Annotated in this window: 15 protein-coding genes; 9 read left to right on the top strand and 6 right to left on the bottom strand. The window is 62.0% G+C overall.

What is annotated here, in order from left to right; genetic code table 11:
• From Q0601_RS03805 to Q0601_RS03795, 3 genes are all read right to left on the bottom strand, one after another.
• On the bottom strand, positions 1–1,533 hold the full coding sequence (locus Q0601_RS03805) for an L-aspartate oxidase (protein WP_305287298.1): 1,533 nt from the start codon (positions 1,531–1,533) through the stop codon (positions 1–3).
• On the bottom strand, positions 1,530–2,501 hold the full coding sequence (gene nadA, locus Q0601_RS03800) for a quinolinate synthase NadA (protein ID WP_305287296.1): 972 nt from the start codon (positions 2,499–2,501) through the stop codon (positions 1,530–1,532). The genes Q0601_RS03805 and nadA overlap by 4 nt, the downstream gene beginning before the upstream one ends.
• A gap of 70 nt (positions 2,502–2,571) precedes the next feature.
• Entirely contained in the window at positions 2,572–3,480 is a 909-nt protein-coding gene (locus Q0601_RS03795; protein ID WP_305287294.1) for an NUDIX hydrolase, read from the bottom strand.
• A 298-nt stretch (positions 3,481–3,778) separates the two neighbouring features.
• Between Q0601_RS03795 and Q0601_RS03790 the strand changes: the two genes are divergently transcribed.
• Positions 3,779–4,699: a DUF6282 family protein gene (locus tag Q0601_RS03790; RefSeq protein WP_305287292.1), complete on the top strand. Its 921-nt coding sequence runs from the start codon at positions 3,779–3,781 to the stop codon at positions 4,697–4,699.
• Positions 4,700–4,771: 72 nt separating this feature from the next.
• Here Q0601_RS03790 and Q0601_RS03785 read toward each other — a convergent pair whose 3' ends face one another.
• Complete coding sequence (locus Q0601_RS03785; protein WP_305287289.1) at positions 4,772–5,572, bottom strand: IclR family transcriptional regulator; 801 nt, start codon at positions 5,570–5,572, stop codon at positions 4,772–4,774.
• Between the two features lie 112 nt (positions 5,573–5,684).
• On the opposite strand from Q0601_RS03785, the gene Q0601_RS03780 reads away from it, so the two are divergent.
• The 8 genes from Q0601_RS03780 to Q0601_RS03745 all read left to right on the top strand — a co-directional run bounded on the left by Q0601_RS03780 (position 5,685) and on the right by Q0601_RS03745 (position 12,918).
• A complete protein-coding gene (locus Q0601_RS03780; protein ID WP_305287286.1) occupies positions 5,685–6,473 on the top strand; it encodes an HpcH/HpaI aldolase family protein in 789 nt (262 codons plus the stop codon).
• Between the two features lie 3 nt (positions 6,474–6,476).
• The gene (locus Q0601_RS03775) at positions 6,477–7,376 is read left to right on the top strand and encodes a cupin domain-containing protein (RefSeq protein ID WP_305287284.1); all 900 of its coding nucleotides are present in this window, start codon (positions 6,477–6,479) and stop codon (positions 7,374–7,376) included.
• 173 nt (positions 7,377–7,549) lie between these two features.
• Positions 7,550–8,548, top strand: coding sequence for a TRAP transporter substrate-binding protein (locus Q0601_RS03770; protein ID WP_305287282.1), 999 nt, complete (start codon positions 7,550–7,552; stop codon positions 8,546–8,548).
• Positions 8,549–8,612: 64 nt separating this feature from the next.
• On the top strand, positions 8,613–9,200 hold the full coding sequence (locus Q0601_RS03765; protein ID WP_305287280.1) for a TRAP transporter small permease: 588 nt from the start codon (positions 8,613–8,615) through the stop codon (positions 9,198–9,200).
• Positions 9,200–10,471, top strand: coding sequence for a TRAP transporter large permease (locus Q0601_RS03760; RefSeq protein ID WP_305287278.1), 1,272 nt, complete (start codon positions 9,200–9,202; stop codon positions 10,469–10,471). The genes Q0601_RS03765 and Q0601_RS03760 overlap by 1 nt, the downstream gene beginning before the upstream one ends.
• Positions 10,472–10,479: 8 nt before the next feature.
• Complete coding sequence (locus Q0601_RS03755; protein WP_305287276.1) at positions 10,480–11,406, top strand: 3,5-dioxohexanoate:acetyl-CoA acetone transferase; 927 nt, start codon at positions 10,480–10,482, stop codon at positions 11,404–11,406.
• Positions 11,407–11,408: 2 nt separating this feature from the next.
• The gene (locus tag Q0601_RS03750) at positions 11,409–12,137 is read left to right on the top strand and encodes an NAD(P)H-dependent oxidoreductase (RefSeq protein WP_305287274.1); all 729 of its coding nucleotides are present in this window, start codon (positions 11,409–11,411) and stop codon (positions 12,135–12,137) included.
• A 34-nt stretch (positions 12,138–12,171) separates the two neighbouring features.
• Positions 12,172–12,918, top strand: a complete 747-nt coding sequence (locus Q0601_RS03745) for an SDR family NAD(P)-dependent oxidoreductase (RefSeq protein ID WP_305287272.1) — start codon at positions 12,172–12,174, stop codon at positions 12,916–12,918.
• A gap of 141 nt (positions 12,919–13,059) precedes the next feature.
• On the opposite strand, the gene sfcD is transcribed toward Q0601_RS03745, so the two are convergent.
• Positions 13,060–13,974, bottom strand: a complete 915-nt coding sequence (gene sfcD / locus Q0601_RS03740) for a sulfofucose degradation lactonase SfcD (protein WP_305287271.1) — start codon at positions 13,972–13,974, stop codon at positions 13,060–13,062.
• A 14-nt stretch (positions 13,975–13,988) separates the two neighbouring features.
• Positions 13,989–14,780 (bottom strand): sulfofucose degradation aldolase SfcE, encoded by a 792-nt coding sequence (gene sfcE, locus Q0601_RS03735; protein WP_305287269.1) that lies wholly within the window; start codon positions 14,778–14,780, stop codon positions 13,989–13,991.
• Positions 14,781–14,818 lie beyond the last annotated feature (38 nt).

The following is a 14,818-nucleotide window of genomic DNA, read 5'->3' as shown; positions in this document are numbered from 1 at the left end:
TCAGGCACTCCGGGCAAGATTATCGGACAGGATCAGACGGGCGGATTGGATGATCTGATCCAGTGTCATCCTCCGGCTGACGGAATGAATGGCTTGGGCGGGAAAATCGGTGCGGGCATGGGCGCCGCGCGATTCCTGTCGCAAAGCGGCAAAAACGGCGATGGCAAGGGCGGTGATGGCGGGATCACTCGCCCCGCCCCTGCCAAGCGCCAAGGGCAGCAGCCCGGCAATGGCCGCGTGAAGCGACGCCCCGTCCCGCAGAATGCCCAGATGGCGCGAGGTGATGGCGCGTACCTGCCCGGGATCGGCTTCGGGCGGCAGGTCCGGCATTGCTGGGATGGCAGGATGCGAACCGGGACCGGCGGCGATATCACGCGCCGCATTCAGGCCCATCACCGCCGCCTCCAGCAGCGAATTGCTGGCCAGCCGGTTGGCACCGTGCAGGCCGGTCGCCGCGCATTCGCCAATGGCCCACAGTCCCGGAAGCGTGCTGCGTCCAAAGATATCCGTATGAATTCCGCCCATATGATAATGCTGGGCGGGACGAACCGGGATCGGTTCCCGCGCCGGATCAATCCCCGCCTCGCGACACAGCGCGGTAATGGCCGGGAACCGGGTCGGGAAATCGATATCATCAGCCTTCAGAAACACCTGTCGCCCCGATATCATTTCGGCATGAATGGCACGGGCGACGATGTCCCTTGGGGCAAGCTCCTCTCCGGGATGCCCGGTAAGAAAACGTTCCCCACAATCATTGATCAGAATCGCTCCCTCGCCGCGCACGGCCTCACTAATCAGGGGCAGCCGGCCGCGCGCCACGGCCAGCGCGGTAGGATGGAACTGCACGAATTCCATATCCGCCAGCGCGGCACCAGCGCGCGCCGCCAGCATGATCCCCTGTCCCCGGTTGTCGACGGGATTGGTGGTCGCGTCATAAAGCCCGCCGATGCCGCCCGTGGCCATGACCACCTGCCCGGTGGGCAAGATCATACCCGCGCCATCGCGTTGCAGCAGCAGGCCCGCAACCATGCCGTCGCGGGTCAGCAGACGGCACGCGCTGGTATCCTCCAGTATCGCGACCGAGGCGCAGCTGCGCACCGCCGCCACCAATGCCCGCACGATCTCTGCGCCAGAACCGTCGCCTGCCGCGTGAAGAATGCGTCGGCGGCCATGTGCGGCCTCCAACCCGAGAACCGGGGCGCCAGAGGCGTCGCGATCGAAACGCGTGCCGTGGCTTTCCAGATAGGCGATCGCCTCACCCGCCTGCCGCAGGATGGTTTCGGCGATGGCAGAATTGCACAGCCCATCGCCCGCCGACAGCGTATCGGCCAGATGCAGTGCCGGGCTGTCATCCGGCCCGATGGCCGCCGCGATCCCGCCCTGCGCCAGTACGGTCGAACCACCTTGCCCCAATCGCCCCTGCGTCACCAGCACGACCGGCTTCGGTGCCAGAGCCAGCGCCGTCACCAGCCCGGCGATGCCGCTGCCGATGATGACGACCCGACCGGTCAACTCCGGTGGCGCAGGTCTCATACGGCCAGCATCCGTTCCACCGCGCGGCGTGCCGGGGCGGCGATAGCGGGGTCGACAGTGACCTCGTGACGGTTTTCCTCAAGCGCCTGACGGATATTCGACAGGCTGATCCGCTTCATATGCGGGCACAGATTGCAGGGGCGGATGAACTCGGTTTCGGGATGGTGAATGGCAACATTGTCGCTCATGGAACATTCGGTCAGCAACAGCACCCGCTCGGGTCGCTGCCGGGCGACGAATTCCGACATGCCCGCGGTCGAGCCGGAATAATCGGTCTCGGCAATCACCTCGGGCGGGCATTCGGGATGGCCAAGGATCGTCACCCCCGGATAGGCATCGCGAAACCCGCGCACTTCGCCGGGGGTGAAACGCTCATGCACTTCACAATGGCCGTGCCATGTGAGCAGTTCAACCTGTGTCTGGCTGGCGATGTTCCGGGCCAGATATTCGTCGGGCAGCATCAATACGCGGGGCACCCCCAGCGATTCCACCACCTGCAGGGCATTGCCCGAGGTACAGCAGATATCGGACGCCGCCTTCACCGCAGCCGAGGTGTTCACATAGGTCACCACCGGCACGCCGGGATGGGCCGCGCGCAGACCCGCGATATCTTCGGGCGTGATCGAATCCGCCAGGGAACAGCCCGCGCCCATATCGGGGATCAGCACCGTCTTGTCCGGGTTCAGCAATTTGGCGGTCTCGGCCATGAAATGCACGCCCGCCAGAACGATCACATCGGCATCAACATCAATCGCCTTGCGGGCCAGCGCCAGACTGTCGCCGACGATATCAGCCACACCGTGAAAGATCTCGGGCGTCTGATAGTTATGGGCCAGAATGACCGCGTTACGTTCCCGTTTAAGGCGCAGGATCGCGGCGATATCATCCTCGAACAGCATCCAGTCCGGTTCGGGAATGACCTGACGGACGCGGTCAAAAAGCTCGGGCAGCCGCAGGGCGGTGGACATCTGGCATTCCTCCTCTTTTATACTCGATTCGAGTATATTGAGACAGGATTATGCTCAAAGTGAGTTTATGTCAACTCCGTGAAATCGGCAGACGGGTTCCGGCCATCTGCCGCGCTTCCAGCACCGAGGGGCGATAGCGGAACAGCATCGCGGGGCGGCCCCGGGTTTCGGCCGTGGTTTCGCCGGTTTCCTCGATCAGTTCCTGCTGGTCGATCTGCCGGCGGAAGTTGGATTTGTGCAGGCTCAGCCCCACCAGAGCCTCTACCGTGCGCTGCAATTGCAGCAGGGTGAAACTGCCGGGCATGATCTCGAAGGCGACGGGGCGGTATTTGATCTTGGCCCGCAGCCGGGCGATGCCGGTGGCCAGAATGCGGCGGTGATCGCCCTGCATCGGCTGGCCAAAACCCGGTTGCCCCCCCGCCTCGGGAATCAGTGCAGCCTCATACATCAACTCGTACCGTTGCAGCACCAGATCCTCGTTCCAGTCCATGCCGTTCAGACCAAAGGTGAAATCAACGCGCTGGTGCCGTTCCGCCCGTAAATGCGGCTGGCTGTCGGCCCATGCGGTCAGGCTTGCGGCGATACGGTCCAGCCCCCCGGCCCGGTCGTCGGCCCCGTCGCGGCGATCCTCCCACGGGAAATATTCGTACCAGCCATGCCATTCCGGCTGACCCGCACCCGGCGCGGCCTGTTCGCGCACCAGCCCCAGATAGCTGATCGAGATCCGGCGCATTCCTGTTCCGGCACCCGGATCGCGATCACCATCGGCAAAGGTGTAAAGCTGTTCCAGAAACCCTACGGGATGGCCAGTCTGACTTTCGACCCAGTCGCGCAACCCGGCCTGAAGGCTGCGATGCGAGGATTCGAAAGGCCCTGACGGCAGCGCCTTGCCCGCCTGGACCGTCATGACCCTGGGCTCGTTCGCCGTCACCGCCGCAAGCACGGCAATCAGTTCGGCCTGCGCAAATCCAGTCGCCACGGAATTCCCCATCTTTTATTCAGCCCTATCATCAGCATATCCCCTGTCAAGCCAAGCCGGCCTCGTGCCCGGCCTGCGACGCTTCCGATAACCCGGTCGGCCGCGACCCCGGGTAGAAACACCGGCATCCCGACGATCCAGCGATAAAGTTTGCCCAGCCGCTGGATACCGTTCCAACAGGGTCACTTGACACCGCGATCCGGCAAAAATATCTATTGCAAATGTTCTGATCAACAGAACTATGATCCGCACTGCGTAACATTACTGCGGATTGGATCGAGATACCGGAGGAAAAACGATGACCGAAATCGAAATGTTCGAGCGTGAGCAAGCCGCAAGGATCAGCGAGATCCTGCATGGTGCGGTCGATCCGCATGTGCATAGCGGCCCCTCTATCGCGCCGCGTGCGGTGGATCACCTCGAACTGGTGAAAGATCTGTCCGACGCGGGTTTCGCCGCGGTCGTCACCAAGGATCACGATTATTCGGGCGTCATGTGCGCCCAGTTGATCCGCAACCATCATCCAGAGCTGAAAACACGCATCTTCTCGGGGATCGTGCTGAACAATGTCGTTGGCGGATTCAATCCCTACGCGGTAGAGCATACCGCAGCCATGGATGGCCGGATCGTCTGGCTGCCGACCCTTGCGGCCGAAAACCATCTGGAGTGGGAAAAAACATCGGAATGGGCGCATCCGGCCTCGACCCAGAAAATCCGGCCCGCTTCGCCGGTTCCGCTGTTCGAGGACGGCAAACTGCGACCCGAGGTTCTGGATGTGCTCGACATCGTCGCCGCGACCGGCATGGCTTTGGCAAGTGGCCATATCCACGTATCCGAGACCAGGATCGTCTTCGCCGAAGCCAGAAGGCGCGGGATCGAACGGCTGATCTTCACCCACCCCGAGGATATCGTGGGCGCATCACTTCAAGACACCAAGGAAATCGCGGCGCTCGGCGCCTATGTGGAGCATTCGCTGGGCTTCTTCATCGAAGGTTCGAAATTCCGGAACCGCAGCAATGAGGACCTGCGCGAATTCATCGAATGCGTGGGTTCCGAGCGGACGATCCTTTGCTCTGATCTCGGTCAGGTCGGCACGATTGCCCCGCTTGAAGGTCTGCGGCGCGGCGTCGCTACCTGCTTGTCGCTTGGCTATTCGGATGCGCAGATCCATGCGATGGTCGCGAGCAATGCCGCCTCGGTCATCGGGCTCGAGGACTGAACGTATTGCAAGGCGGATCCGCATCAATCACGGGGACTGCCAACCACTCCATGCCTCGCCCGTATCGAATGATCAACGCCATTGGCCCGGCAGGTTTCCCATATATCCCAGGGCATTTGAAATTTCCTCTGCCGCCGTGCCGACGGCCCTGATCTGATCGGCAGAGGGCGGCGAGCCGATGAACTGCGTCAGGCTGACAATGGCCAGACTTCCGACCAGTTCCCCGGACGCGCCAAGCAATGGGAACGACAATGCGTTCAAACCTATGGCCGCTTCGTTAGGGGCATCCGCCCAGCCGCGTTTCCGGATATCTTCAAGATGCTGCATCAGAACATCGCGTTTGGTAATCGAATATGGCGTTTCTTCGGCCAGCGGTCCGGCCAGAATGCGCTCCCGTGCGCTTTCGGGCATGAAGGCCAGCGCCATCTTTCCCTGCGCCGAGGTGTTGAAGCCCAGAATCGATCCGGGCCTGACACCGACTTCAACAGCCATCTTGCCGCTGAGGGTTGTCAGGATCCGGATGCCCTCGTCCTCGATCTGTCCAAGGATGACCGCCTGTTCCGATTTGTCGCGAAGGGTCCGCATGGGCTGTGCCGCAACGCTGGCGATGTCCGAGGCATTCGCCGCCGCATTGCCCAACTCGATCAGCCGAGAGCCCAGCCGGTATCGTTCGGTCAGCGGCGACTGCACGATGTAGCCCTGCTGTACCAGCGTCTGAAGATGGCGGTGAATCCGGCTTTTCGTTGTGCCAAGCGACTCAGCCAGCGCGGTCACGCCCAAAGGACTACGCACCCGCCCCAGGGTTTCCAGAATCGAAAGGGCAAGCATTACGCTTTGAATTCCAGTGGTTTTTTCCGAGGCGATCTTTGGCATTACAAGCGACCTATTTTGCAGATTCCTGTGGGTTGACTTTAAGCGCAGTCTCACTCAATGTTCCGTTGTGAATGATAGCGTTCTGATAGGAAGAACACAAGGGAGAAAAAGAGTGACAGGCGACCAGCACGGCTTCCGCGCCCGGTTTCTGGCGGGCGAGACGCTTTACGGCACGTTCCTGAAGATCCCCGCAACGATGCCGGCCGAGATCCTTGGCGGCATCGGATATGATTTCGTTGTCGTGGATGAAGAGCACTCTCCCTTCAATCGCGAGACGACGGATCGGATCGTACTGGCCTGCAAGGCGGCTGGAATCGCGGCCATCGTCCGGGTACAAAGCAAGGATCCCGCACAGATTCTTTCGGTGCTCGACTGCGGGGCGGACGGCGTGCTTGTTCCGCATGTGACAGATGCCGCGACTGCACGGGACATCGTTGCTGCCGGGCGATATCGCGGCGGAAAGCGTGGTTTCGCTCCAACGACCCGCGCCGGGGGCTTCGGCCGCGCCGGTCAGGCAGAGCATATGGCGACCGAAGACCGCCGCGTCACGATCATCGCCATGATCGAGGATCCGGAAGCCATCGACAATATCGACGACATCGTGGCGGTCGACGGGCTGGATGGGGTGTTTGTCGGCCGCGGCGACCTTGCCGCTGCCTATGCGGATTCCGACGATGCGGCGGCGATGGTGCGCGCGGCGACGGAAGCGGTGCATGCCGCCGCCGGCAAGGTTGGCCGCACGGTCGCCATCCTTCCCGGCACGCCCGAAGATGCGGCGACGCAGGCCCGGGCGGGATCGACGGCGTTCATCCTCTCTTCCGATCAGGGTTTTCTGAGAAATGCCGCCATGCAGGCACAGGAAATGATGTCTGACGCCGTGACACATGCAAGGAAAGGCTGACCGATGTACGACAAATCCGATCCACGCTCTGCCCTGGCCCCGAAAGATGCGCCCGCCGGCCCGCGAACGGGTCTGGTCGCCGAACCTCAGGAAGCGTATTTCTACAATGAAGCGCCGCAGATCGACGACGCCACCGGAAAGACCTGGCTGCTGCGCGGGCATAACTTCGTGCTGGCATGGTCGCAGGCGGGTGAAGGCGCATGTTTCCCACGCTCCGGTCAGGTGGATGAATATGCCGTTCTGCTGCCGGAAACCGGCGCCGTCATCGAGTGGAACGGCCAGAAGGCCGATGTGCCGGGCTGGTCAATCGCCTTCGTGCCCGGGGGAGACAGCACCGTGACGCTGCCGGCAGGCGGACCGATGGCGCGGCTTTTCACGACGCGCTCGGACGATCTGGTGAAGCAATGCTCGAACGCGCGGGGCTATGATGTGCCACGGTCGCATATCCCGGAATTTTCGCCCTGGCCCGAACCCACGGGCGGATGGAAGATCCGGCATTACAGTCTGGACATCCCGAAAGAAGACGGCCGGTTCGGGCGCATCTTTCGCTGTACGACAATGATGGTGAACGTGCTGGACCCGTTCGACGGGCCGCGCGATTCGTCGAAGATGTCACCGCATCATCACGACGATTTCGAACAATGTTCGCTGGCGATCGGCGGAGAGTTCAGCCACTATCTCCGCTGGCCATGGACGACGGATATGGCCGATTGGCGGGAAGACCGGACTGTCACCATGGGGTCGCCCTCTGCCCTCGTCATTCCGCCGCCGGTCATTCACACGACCCGGGCCGTGGGTCCGCAGCGCAATCAGCTTGTCGACATCTTCTGTCCCCCGCGCATCGATTTTTCCGAAAAACCGGGCTGGGTGTTGAATGCTGACGATTACCCGATGCCGTCCTGACCGCCATCGCGGGGAGGTTCACGAGATGACTGCCATAAGCGCTGCCGGACCAATGAAGTCGCCAGGCCGCTGCATGGCAGGGCCGGCCTGTACTCGATGCTGAAGAACCGCGGAGGGCGGCACCGTATTCTCGGGGCGGCACAGGCCGACCCCAATCAAGGGAGGAGAACCACATGATTACCAGAAGAACTCTGATGCAGACGGGTGCTGCGCTTGGGGCGACGCTTGCCATGCCTCATCTTGCCCGCGCCGAAGGCAAGATGGTGCGGCTGGCGCATGCCTCGAACGAGATCCATCCGGGACACAAGCTGGCGACCAGTTTCAAGGAGGCGCTGGACGAAATCCTGCCCGGCGCGTTCGAGGTGCAGATTTTCCCGAACCGGCAGTTGGGAGACGACAAGCAGAACCTTGAATCCGCCGTGGCGGGAACGCTGGAAATGGCCATGATTTCGGGCGTGCTGATTCCGATGGTCACCGGCCGTCCGGCCTATGACGCGTGGCAACTGCCCTTCCTTGTCCGCGATTACGATCATTTCGAGAAACTCGCGCTGAGTCCGATCGGCCAGAAGCTTCAGGACGATCTGGAGCCTGCGGGGATCATCGGCCTGTCGACCGCGGATATCGGGCAGCGGAACTTCCTTTCGATCAATACGCAGGTCCGGACTATCGCTGACATGAAGGGCCTGAAGACCCGGATCGTCCCGGTGCCGCTGCATAAGTCGATCTGGGAAGCGCTTGGCGCCTCGCCGGTCGGTCTGCCTTATGGCGAGGTTTACGGCGCGCTCGAAACCGGTGTGATCGATGCGGTTGAGATCAACGTATCCTCCATGCTGGGTGAAAACCTGTGGGAGATCGGCAAGAACCTTACCCTTACCGGACATTATCCGTGGCACGCCTCGAACGTGGTTTCGACCGGCTTCTGGAATACCCTGTCTGACGAGGAAAAGGACGCGATGCGCGAAGCGGGGCGGCAGGCCACATCCGCTACGCTTGCCTATGCGAAAGAGCAGGATCTGACGGGCCGGGACGAATTGCGCGACAAGGGCGTCGAGATCATCGAACTCGACAACCTTGCCGAGATGCAGGAAACCGTCGCGCCCCTGACGGCGGAATGGGCCGAAAAAGACCCGCTTATCGCCGAGTTCGTCGAAGCCGCGCAGGCGGCAAGCTGATGCATCGGCTTCGCGCCGCCCCCGAAGGTGAAGCAGCCATCCCACGATCAACATGAAGAACGCCATGCGACTGCCTCCAGCCCTGTCCCGGATCATTTCGATCTACCTTCTGCTCCTGCGTTTTGCCGCGGGGATTTCGATGGCGATTATCGTCATGGTCATGATCGCTCAGGTCTGGTCGCGATATGTGCTGGGCGGATCGCTGATCTGGGCCGAGGAGCTTTGCCGTTATCTGTTGATCTGGCAAACATTCCTGGTGCTGGGGCTTGCCTATTCCAAGGGCGAATTCGTGGCGCTGGATTTCCTGCCGGCTGCGCTGTCCGACCGGGGCAAATGGGTGCTGAAGGTCATAACCGCCATTCCCGTCATCGCCTTTCTCGCTCTTATCGCGGTGTATGGCGCGGATTATGCTTCCCGCTTTTCAAGCCAGACGATCCCGGCGCTGGATTTCATCTGGGGCTCGCTGTTCGGGCGGCCTTTGGGGCTGCCGATCGGATATGTCTATATCTCTGTCTCTGTCGGGTCGGCCCTGATGATCCTTCATATCATCGCGGATCTGGTGACAGGTTTCGCCACCCGGACAAAAGGCGCACAGCAGGACGGGCTGGATGACACCGGAGATCTGACCGGAACCGGGGGGCGGCAAAGCTGATGGGTGCATTTTTCGTTATATTCGCCGGTCTGCTGGCCAGCGGCATTCCGATCGCCCTGACACTCGGCATCGCGGGAACCGCTTACCTGTATCTGTCGGGCAATGGCATGATGGTCCTGATGCTGCCCCAGCGTATGATGGCGGGCATCGACCAGTTCGTTCTGATGACCATTCCGCTGTTTCTTCTGGCCGGAGCCCTGATGAATGTCGGCGGCGTCACCGACCGGATCGTTCATTTCGCCCGCGCCATGGTAGGGCATCGCCGCGGCGGCATGTCCTCTGTCTCGATCCTGTCCTCGGGCTTTTTTGCGGGCATTTCGGGAAGCGCGACGGCAGAGGCCTCTGCGCTTGGTTCGATCCTTATCCCGACGATGGGCAGGCAGGGAATGCCGCCGGCCTATGCCGCGGCCCTGATCGCCGTGTCGTCGATCATGGGGCCGATCATTCCGCCGTCGATCACGATGATCATCTATGGCGTTCTGTCGGGAACCTCGATCGGGCAGCTTTTTCTGGCCGGCATCGTTCCGGGAATGGCGATTGCCGTCGGCTTGCTGATCTATGCGTCATGGCGAGCGAAGCGCGACGGGTTCCCGGTGACCGAACGAATGGGCGGCCGCGACCGGTGGAAGGCAACGGGGCGCACCCTGCCCGCGCTGCTTCTGCCCGCGATCATCCTTGTCGGCATCAAGGCCGGGATATTCACCCCGACCGAAGCGGCGGCGGTTGCGGTCGCCTATGCGCTGGTGATCGGTTTCGCGTATCGCGACCTTAGCCTGCGCCGTGTCTGGGAAGCGTTGATCGCCACGACGCTTGTATCGGCCTCGATCCTGTTCATCACCTCGATGGCTTCCATCGTGTCCTTCGTCTTCACGCTGGAACAGGTGCCGCAGCATATCGGCGACCTGGTGCTGACAATCACCGAGCATCCCTTTCTGATCCTTCTGTTGCTGAACATCTTCCTGCTGATCCTGGGCATGTTCCTTGAACCCATCTCGATCCTGATCCTGACCATGCCGATCCTGCTGAAGTTCCAGGCATTGATCGGGATGGATCCGGTGCAGTTCGGGATGGTCGTGGTTCTGAACGTGGTGATCGGGATGGCCACGCCGCCCGTCGGGATCCTGCTGTTCATCGCATCGGCCATATCGGGCGAGCCGGTGACACGGGTAATCCGCGAGGCAATGCCGCTGATCGCGATCTGCATCGCGATCCTTGCGCTGGTCGCGCTTGTCCCGGCCATGTCGCTGTTTGTGCCGGAAATGCTGTTCTGAGGAAATCCATGTCTCGCAAGATCATCATCACATGTGCCGTCACCGGCTCGATACACACGCCGTCGATGTCGCCCTACCTTCCCGTGACTCCGTCCGAGATCGCGGACGCCGCTCTTGGCGCCCGCGAGGCAGGCGCGGCGATCGTTCATCTGCACGCCCGCGACCCCCGGACCGGCCAGCCCGACCAGACCCCGGAAGCCTATGAGCCCTTTCTGGGGGTCATCAAGCAGCGCTCCGATGTGGTCGTCAATATCACGACCGGCGGCGCGCCGACGATGCGGGTCGAGGAAAGGCTGCAACCCGCCGCCATCTTCAAGCCCGAGGTCGCCTCGCTCAACATGGGATCCATGAATTTCGGCATCTATCCGATCCTCGACAAGATGACAGAGTTCAAACACGATTGGGAGAAACCCTATATCGAGGGCTCCCGCGATCGGGTTTTCCGCAACACCTTCGCCGATATCGAGGGAATCCTTACGACCTGCGCCGATAATGACACGCGTTTCGAGATCGAGTGCTATGATATCGGTCATCTTTACACGCTGGAGCATTTCGTACGACGCGGTTACGTGAAACCGCCTTTCTTCGTGCAATCGGTCTTCGGCATCCTTGGCGGGATCGGGCCGCATTCCGAAGATGTGCTGCATATGCGCCGGACGGCGAACCGGTTGTTCGGCGAGGAATACCGCTGGTCCGTTCTGGGCGCGGGCCGGCACCAGATGCCGGTGGCGATGCAGTCCATCCTGCTTGGCGGTCATCTTCGCGTCGGTCTTGAGGATTCGCTTTACGCGGGCCGTGGCAGGCTTGCGAAAAGCAATGCGGAACAGGTGACGCTGGCGCGCGAACTGGTCGAGCATATGGGGTTCGAAGTCGCGACCCCTGATGAGGCCCGCGAGATCCTGAACCTCAAGGGCGGCGACAAGGTGAATTTCTGATCATGACAGAGCGCCGCCACATCCTTATCGTTGTCGCCCATCCCGAGCCGCAATCCTTCAACCACGCCATGGCCGATGCCGCGGCGCAGGCGCTTCGGCAGGCGGGCCACAACGTCGTCATATCCGATCTCTGCGCCGAGGGTTTCCGCGCCGATATCGGACGCCATGACATGACCGGCATCGCGGATGCCGGGCGCTTCCATGTTCAGACCGAGCAGGCAGAGGCGGTACGCGCAGGGGCCTTCGCCCCCGATATCGCCCGGGAACAGGCGCGGGTTGCAAAGGCCGACAATATCATACTGCAATTTCCGTTATGGTGGGGCGGCCCGCCGGCGATCCTCAAGGGCTGGATCGACCGGGTTCTGGCCTATGGGTTCGGTTATGTCGACGGGCGGCGGTTTGACAGCGGGCTGTTTCGGGGACGCCGCGCGATGCTTTCCGTAACGACCGGAGGCACGCCAGAGCGTTTCGCCGAAACTGGCGTTTACGGCCCGATCGGTCCTATCCTGATGCCGCTGCAAAAGCTGGCGCTTGAATATATGGGGTTCGAGGCGGCGGCCCCCTATGTCGCGCATGGCGTGCCAAGATCCGACGAAGCGGCGCGGCGGGATCATCTTGCCGGATTTTCCAGCGCCGCACTTGCTTTGGCAAGGCAGCCCGTGACCCGAACTAATGATTACCTGCATGCACTCGATACGGCGCCCGAAGCCGCGTGGGCGCGGCCGGGCTGACACCGGCCTACGCGCAGGAACAAGGAGACAGGACATGAACGGCAAGCCGGCGCTTTCTGGAAAAACGGCTTTGGTCACCGGCGGGTCGCGCGGAATCGGCGCGGAAGTGGCCCGTCGCCTTGGGGCCGAGGGCGCAACAATCGCGATCGCTTATCGCAGCGACAAGGCGTCGGCCGACAGGGTCGTCGAAGACCTGAAGGCGGCCGGGGCAAGGGCTTGTGCCTTCGCGGCGGATATCTCTTGCCCGGAAGATTGCGAACGGCTTGCTCGCGAATGCGTCGAGATATTCGGCCGGCTCGATATTCTGGTCAATGCGGCGGGGGTCGCCACATACCGGCCTCTGGAGCAGGCCGACGCCGATCATTATCATGCGATGTTCGCAACCAACGTCCTGGGCGCCCTGTCCGTGACCCGCGCCGCCGCCGCCGTCATGGAAACCCCCGGCCGGATCATCCATTTCTCATCCCGGCTTGCGGAATCCCCGATGCCCGGCACTTCGGTCTATGCCGCCTCGAAGGCGGCCGTATCGGCACTGGCGCTTGCCCTGAGCCAGGAACTGGGTCCGCGCGGCATCACCATCAATGCAATCGCGCCGGGCCTGATCGAAACCGACATGACCGCAGCAGCCGTCAGGGAGCGCGGAGATGCGATGCGCAGCCGGACGCCGCTTCGCCGGATCGGGCAACCGGGCGATATCAGCGGATTGGTGGCCTTTCTTGTCTCTGACGATGCCGGATGGATTACCGGACGAACCATCCGGGCGGATGGCGGGCTTCTCTAGAGCCTGTCGCGCCGCATCGGAAACGCCGGTTAAATGCGTCCCGCAATGGCCGGGGGCGCTGCCCCCCGGACCCCCGAGGTATTTACCGCAAAGAAGAAGGGGAGGACACGAATCCGGCCAAGTCCGATATGCTTCAGGCGGTCAGTTCCTGATCGTGTCCGGGTCGAATTGCGCTTCCGGCAATCCGGTGACTCCGGGCCGGACGGCGAAAAATGCACCGTCATTCACCCGGAACCGCCGCTCTTCTTCCGACAGGAAAAGGGACTGGCTGGTGATGAACAGGATATCCCGGTCCGCGCCGCCAAAAGCACACATGGTCGGTCTTTCGGCGGGCAGCAGGATAACCGTGTCCAGAGAACCGTCGGGCATTCGCCTTTCGACCCGTGATCCGCGCGGCACGGCAATCCAGATCCCGCCTTCCTCATCCACGCAGGCACCATCGGGAATGCCGCTTACCGCATCGGAAAACCGGAACAGAACCGACCGGGTACCCAACTCTCCGTTTTGCGGATCATAGCCGTATCGACCGGTTTCGCGGGTCAGTGAATCCGCGAAATACATGCTGTTCCCATCCGGCGACCATGCCAGCGTATTGGGAATGCGCAGCCCGTCGATGACCGGAGTCAATATGCCGGGCGGGTCCAGACGGAACAGCCGGCCCCTGGGCGGAGGCGGATTTCCCGACATGCTCATCGTCGAGATCCACAGCCGTCCGGCAGGGTCACACCGACCGTCATTGAAACGGATATCGGCATCCTCGCCGACAAGCGAAGCCAAAGGGCGCCGCGAGCCCGTTTTCATGTCGAACCAGTCGAGGTTCTGCCCGACCGCAAGGATGATTTCATCGCGGATGGTCGGAAACCAGCCGCCCACCGGGGCCTCGAAGCTCCAATCATCCTGCTGGCCGGTCAGCGGATCATAGGCGAGCAATTTCCGCCCCATGATATCGGCATAGATCACCCGTCCCGACCGCGCATGCCACCGGACAGTTTCGCCCAACAGGCTGCGCGGCAATTCGGGCCTTTCGACCTGCCAGATATCGATCACGCGCGGCATGGGATCCGCCCTGCCTATGTTGCCGCCGCCGTGAAGGCCGCGAAATCAGCGGCCAGTGCGTCGGCGTTACGAAACAGAAGGGCGCAATCGGTCGCCACCGACACGAAATTCACGCCCGCGCTGCAATAGCTTTTGGCGTGACCGATGCTTGGCGCCAGAACCCCGGTACTCTTGCCAAGCCTCTGCACGGTCTTCGATGCCTCGACGATTCTGTCGAACACTTCGGTCTGACCCGGCTTGCCCAGCAAACCCATGCTTGCGGACAAATCCCCGGGGCCAAAGAACACGGCGTCGACACCTTCGACGGATGCGATCTCGTCCAGCCGATCCAGCGCCTCGACGGTCTCTACCTGCACGATCATGAACAGGGTTTCCTCGGCGCGTTCCACATATTGCGGGATATGGCCGTAGCGGCTGGCGCGATGCATGGCGGCGAAGCCGCGCATCCCGCCGGGCGGATAGCGCATGGCGCGCACCGCGGCCTGTGCTTCCCTGGCATTCTGGATCAGAGGCAGCATGATCGTCTGTGCGCCGATATCCAGATAATGCTTGATCAGCACGTTATCGTTCCACGGCAGCCGCACCACCGGGATCGTCGGAGTCGCGCCTAGCGCGCGCAGATGCGCCATGGCGTCATGCAGGCTGACCGGCGAATGTTCGGCATCGATCACAAGCCAGTCGAAGCCGGCCCAGCCAAGGCCCTCGATCGCATTGGTGGAATTCAGCATCGACCAGATCCCGGTCAGGACCTTCTTCCCGGCCAAAGCCCGGCGGAACGGATTTGCGAAATCGTTTCGGGTTGTCATATGTTTTTTCCAATCTGTTCAGGGATAACCATCGCCGG

The sequence above is a fragment of the Paracoccus wurundjeri genome (assembly GCF_030678915.1).
Lineage (GTDB): Bacteria > Pseudomonadota > Alphaproteobacteria > Rhodobacterales > Rhodobacteraceae > Paracoccus > Paracoccus onubensis_A.
This window is presented reverse-complemented; position numbering and strand designations above follow the sequence as displayed.

Coding starts and splice junctions, on each gene's coding strand:
- Q0601_RS03805 (WP_305287298.1), bottom strand. CDS start 1,533: ATGAGACCTGCGCCACCGGAGTTGACCGGTCGGGTCGTCATCATCGGC.
- nadA (WP_305287296.1), bottom strand. CDS start 2,501: ATGTCCACCGCCCTGCGGCTGCCCGAGCTTTTTGACCGCGTCCGTCAG.
- Q0601_RS03790 (WP_305287292.1), top strand. CDS start 3,779: ATGACCGAAATCGAAATGTTCGAGCGTGAGCAAGCCGCAAGGATCAGC.
- Q0601_RS03785 (WP_305287289.1), bottom strand. CDS start 5,572: ATGCCAAAGATCGCCTCGGAAAAAACCACTGGAATTCAAAGCGTAATG.
- Q0601_RS03775 (WP_305287284.1), top strand. CDS start 6,477: ATGTACGACAAATCCGATCCACGCTCTGCCCTGGCCCCGAAAGATGCG.
- Q0601_RS03770 (WP_305287282.1), top strand. CDS start 7,550: ATGATTACCAGAAGAACTCTGATGCAGACGGGTGCTGCGCTTGGGGCG.
- Q0601_RS03765 (WP_305287280.1), top strand. CDS start 8,613: ATGCGACTGCCTCCAGCCCTGTCCCGGATCATTTCGATCTACCTTCTG.
- Q0601_RS03760 (WP_305287278.1), top strand. CDS start 9,200: ATGGGTGCATTTTTCGTTATATTCGCCGGTCTGCTGGCCAGCGGCATT.
- Q0601_RS03755 (WP_305287276.1), top strand. CDS start 10,480: ATGTCTCGCAAGATCATCATCACATGTGCCGTCACCGGCTCGATACAC.
- Q0601_RS03750 (WP_305287274.1), top strand. CDS start 11,409: ATGACAGAGCGCCGCCACATCCTTATCGTTGTCGCCCATCCCGAGCCG.
- Q0601_RS03745 (WP_305287272.1), top strand. CDS start 12,172: ATGAACGGCAAGCCGGCGCTTTCTGGAAAAACGGCTTTGGTCACCGGC.
- sfcD (WP_305287271.1), bottom strand. CDS start 13,974: ATGCCGCGCGTGATCGATATCTGGCAGGTCGAAAGGCCCGAATTGCCG.
- sfcE (WP_305287269.1), bottom strand. CDS start 14,780: ATGACAACCCGAAACGATTTCGCAAATCCGTTCCGCCGGGCTTTGGCC.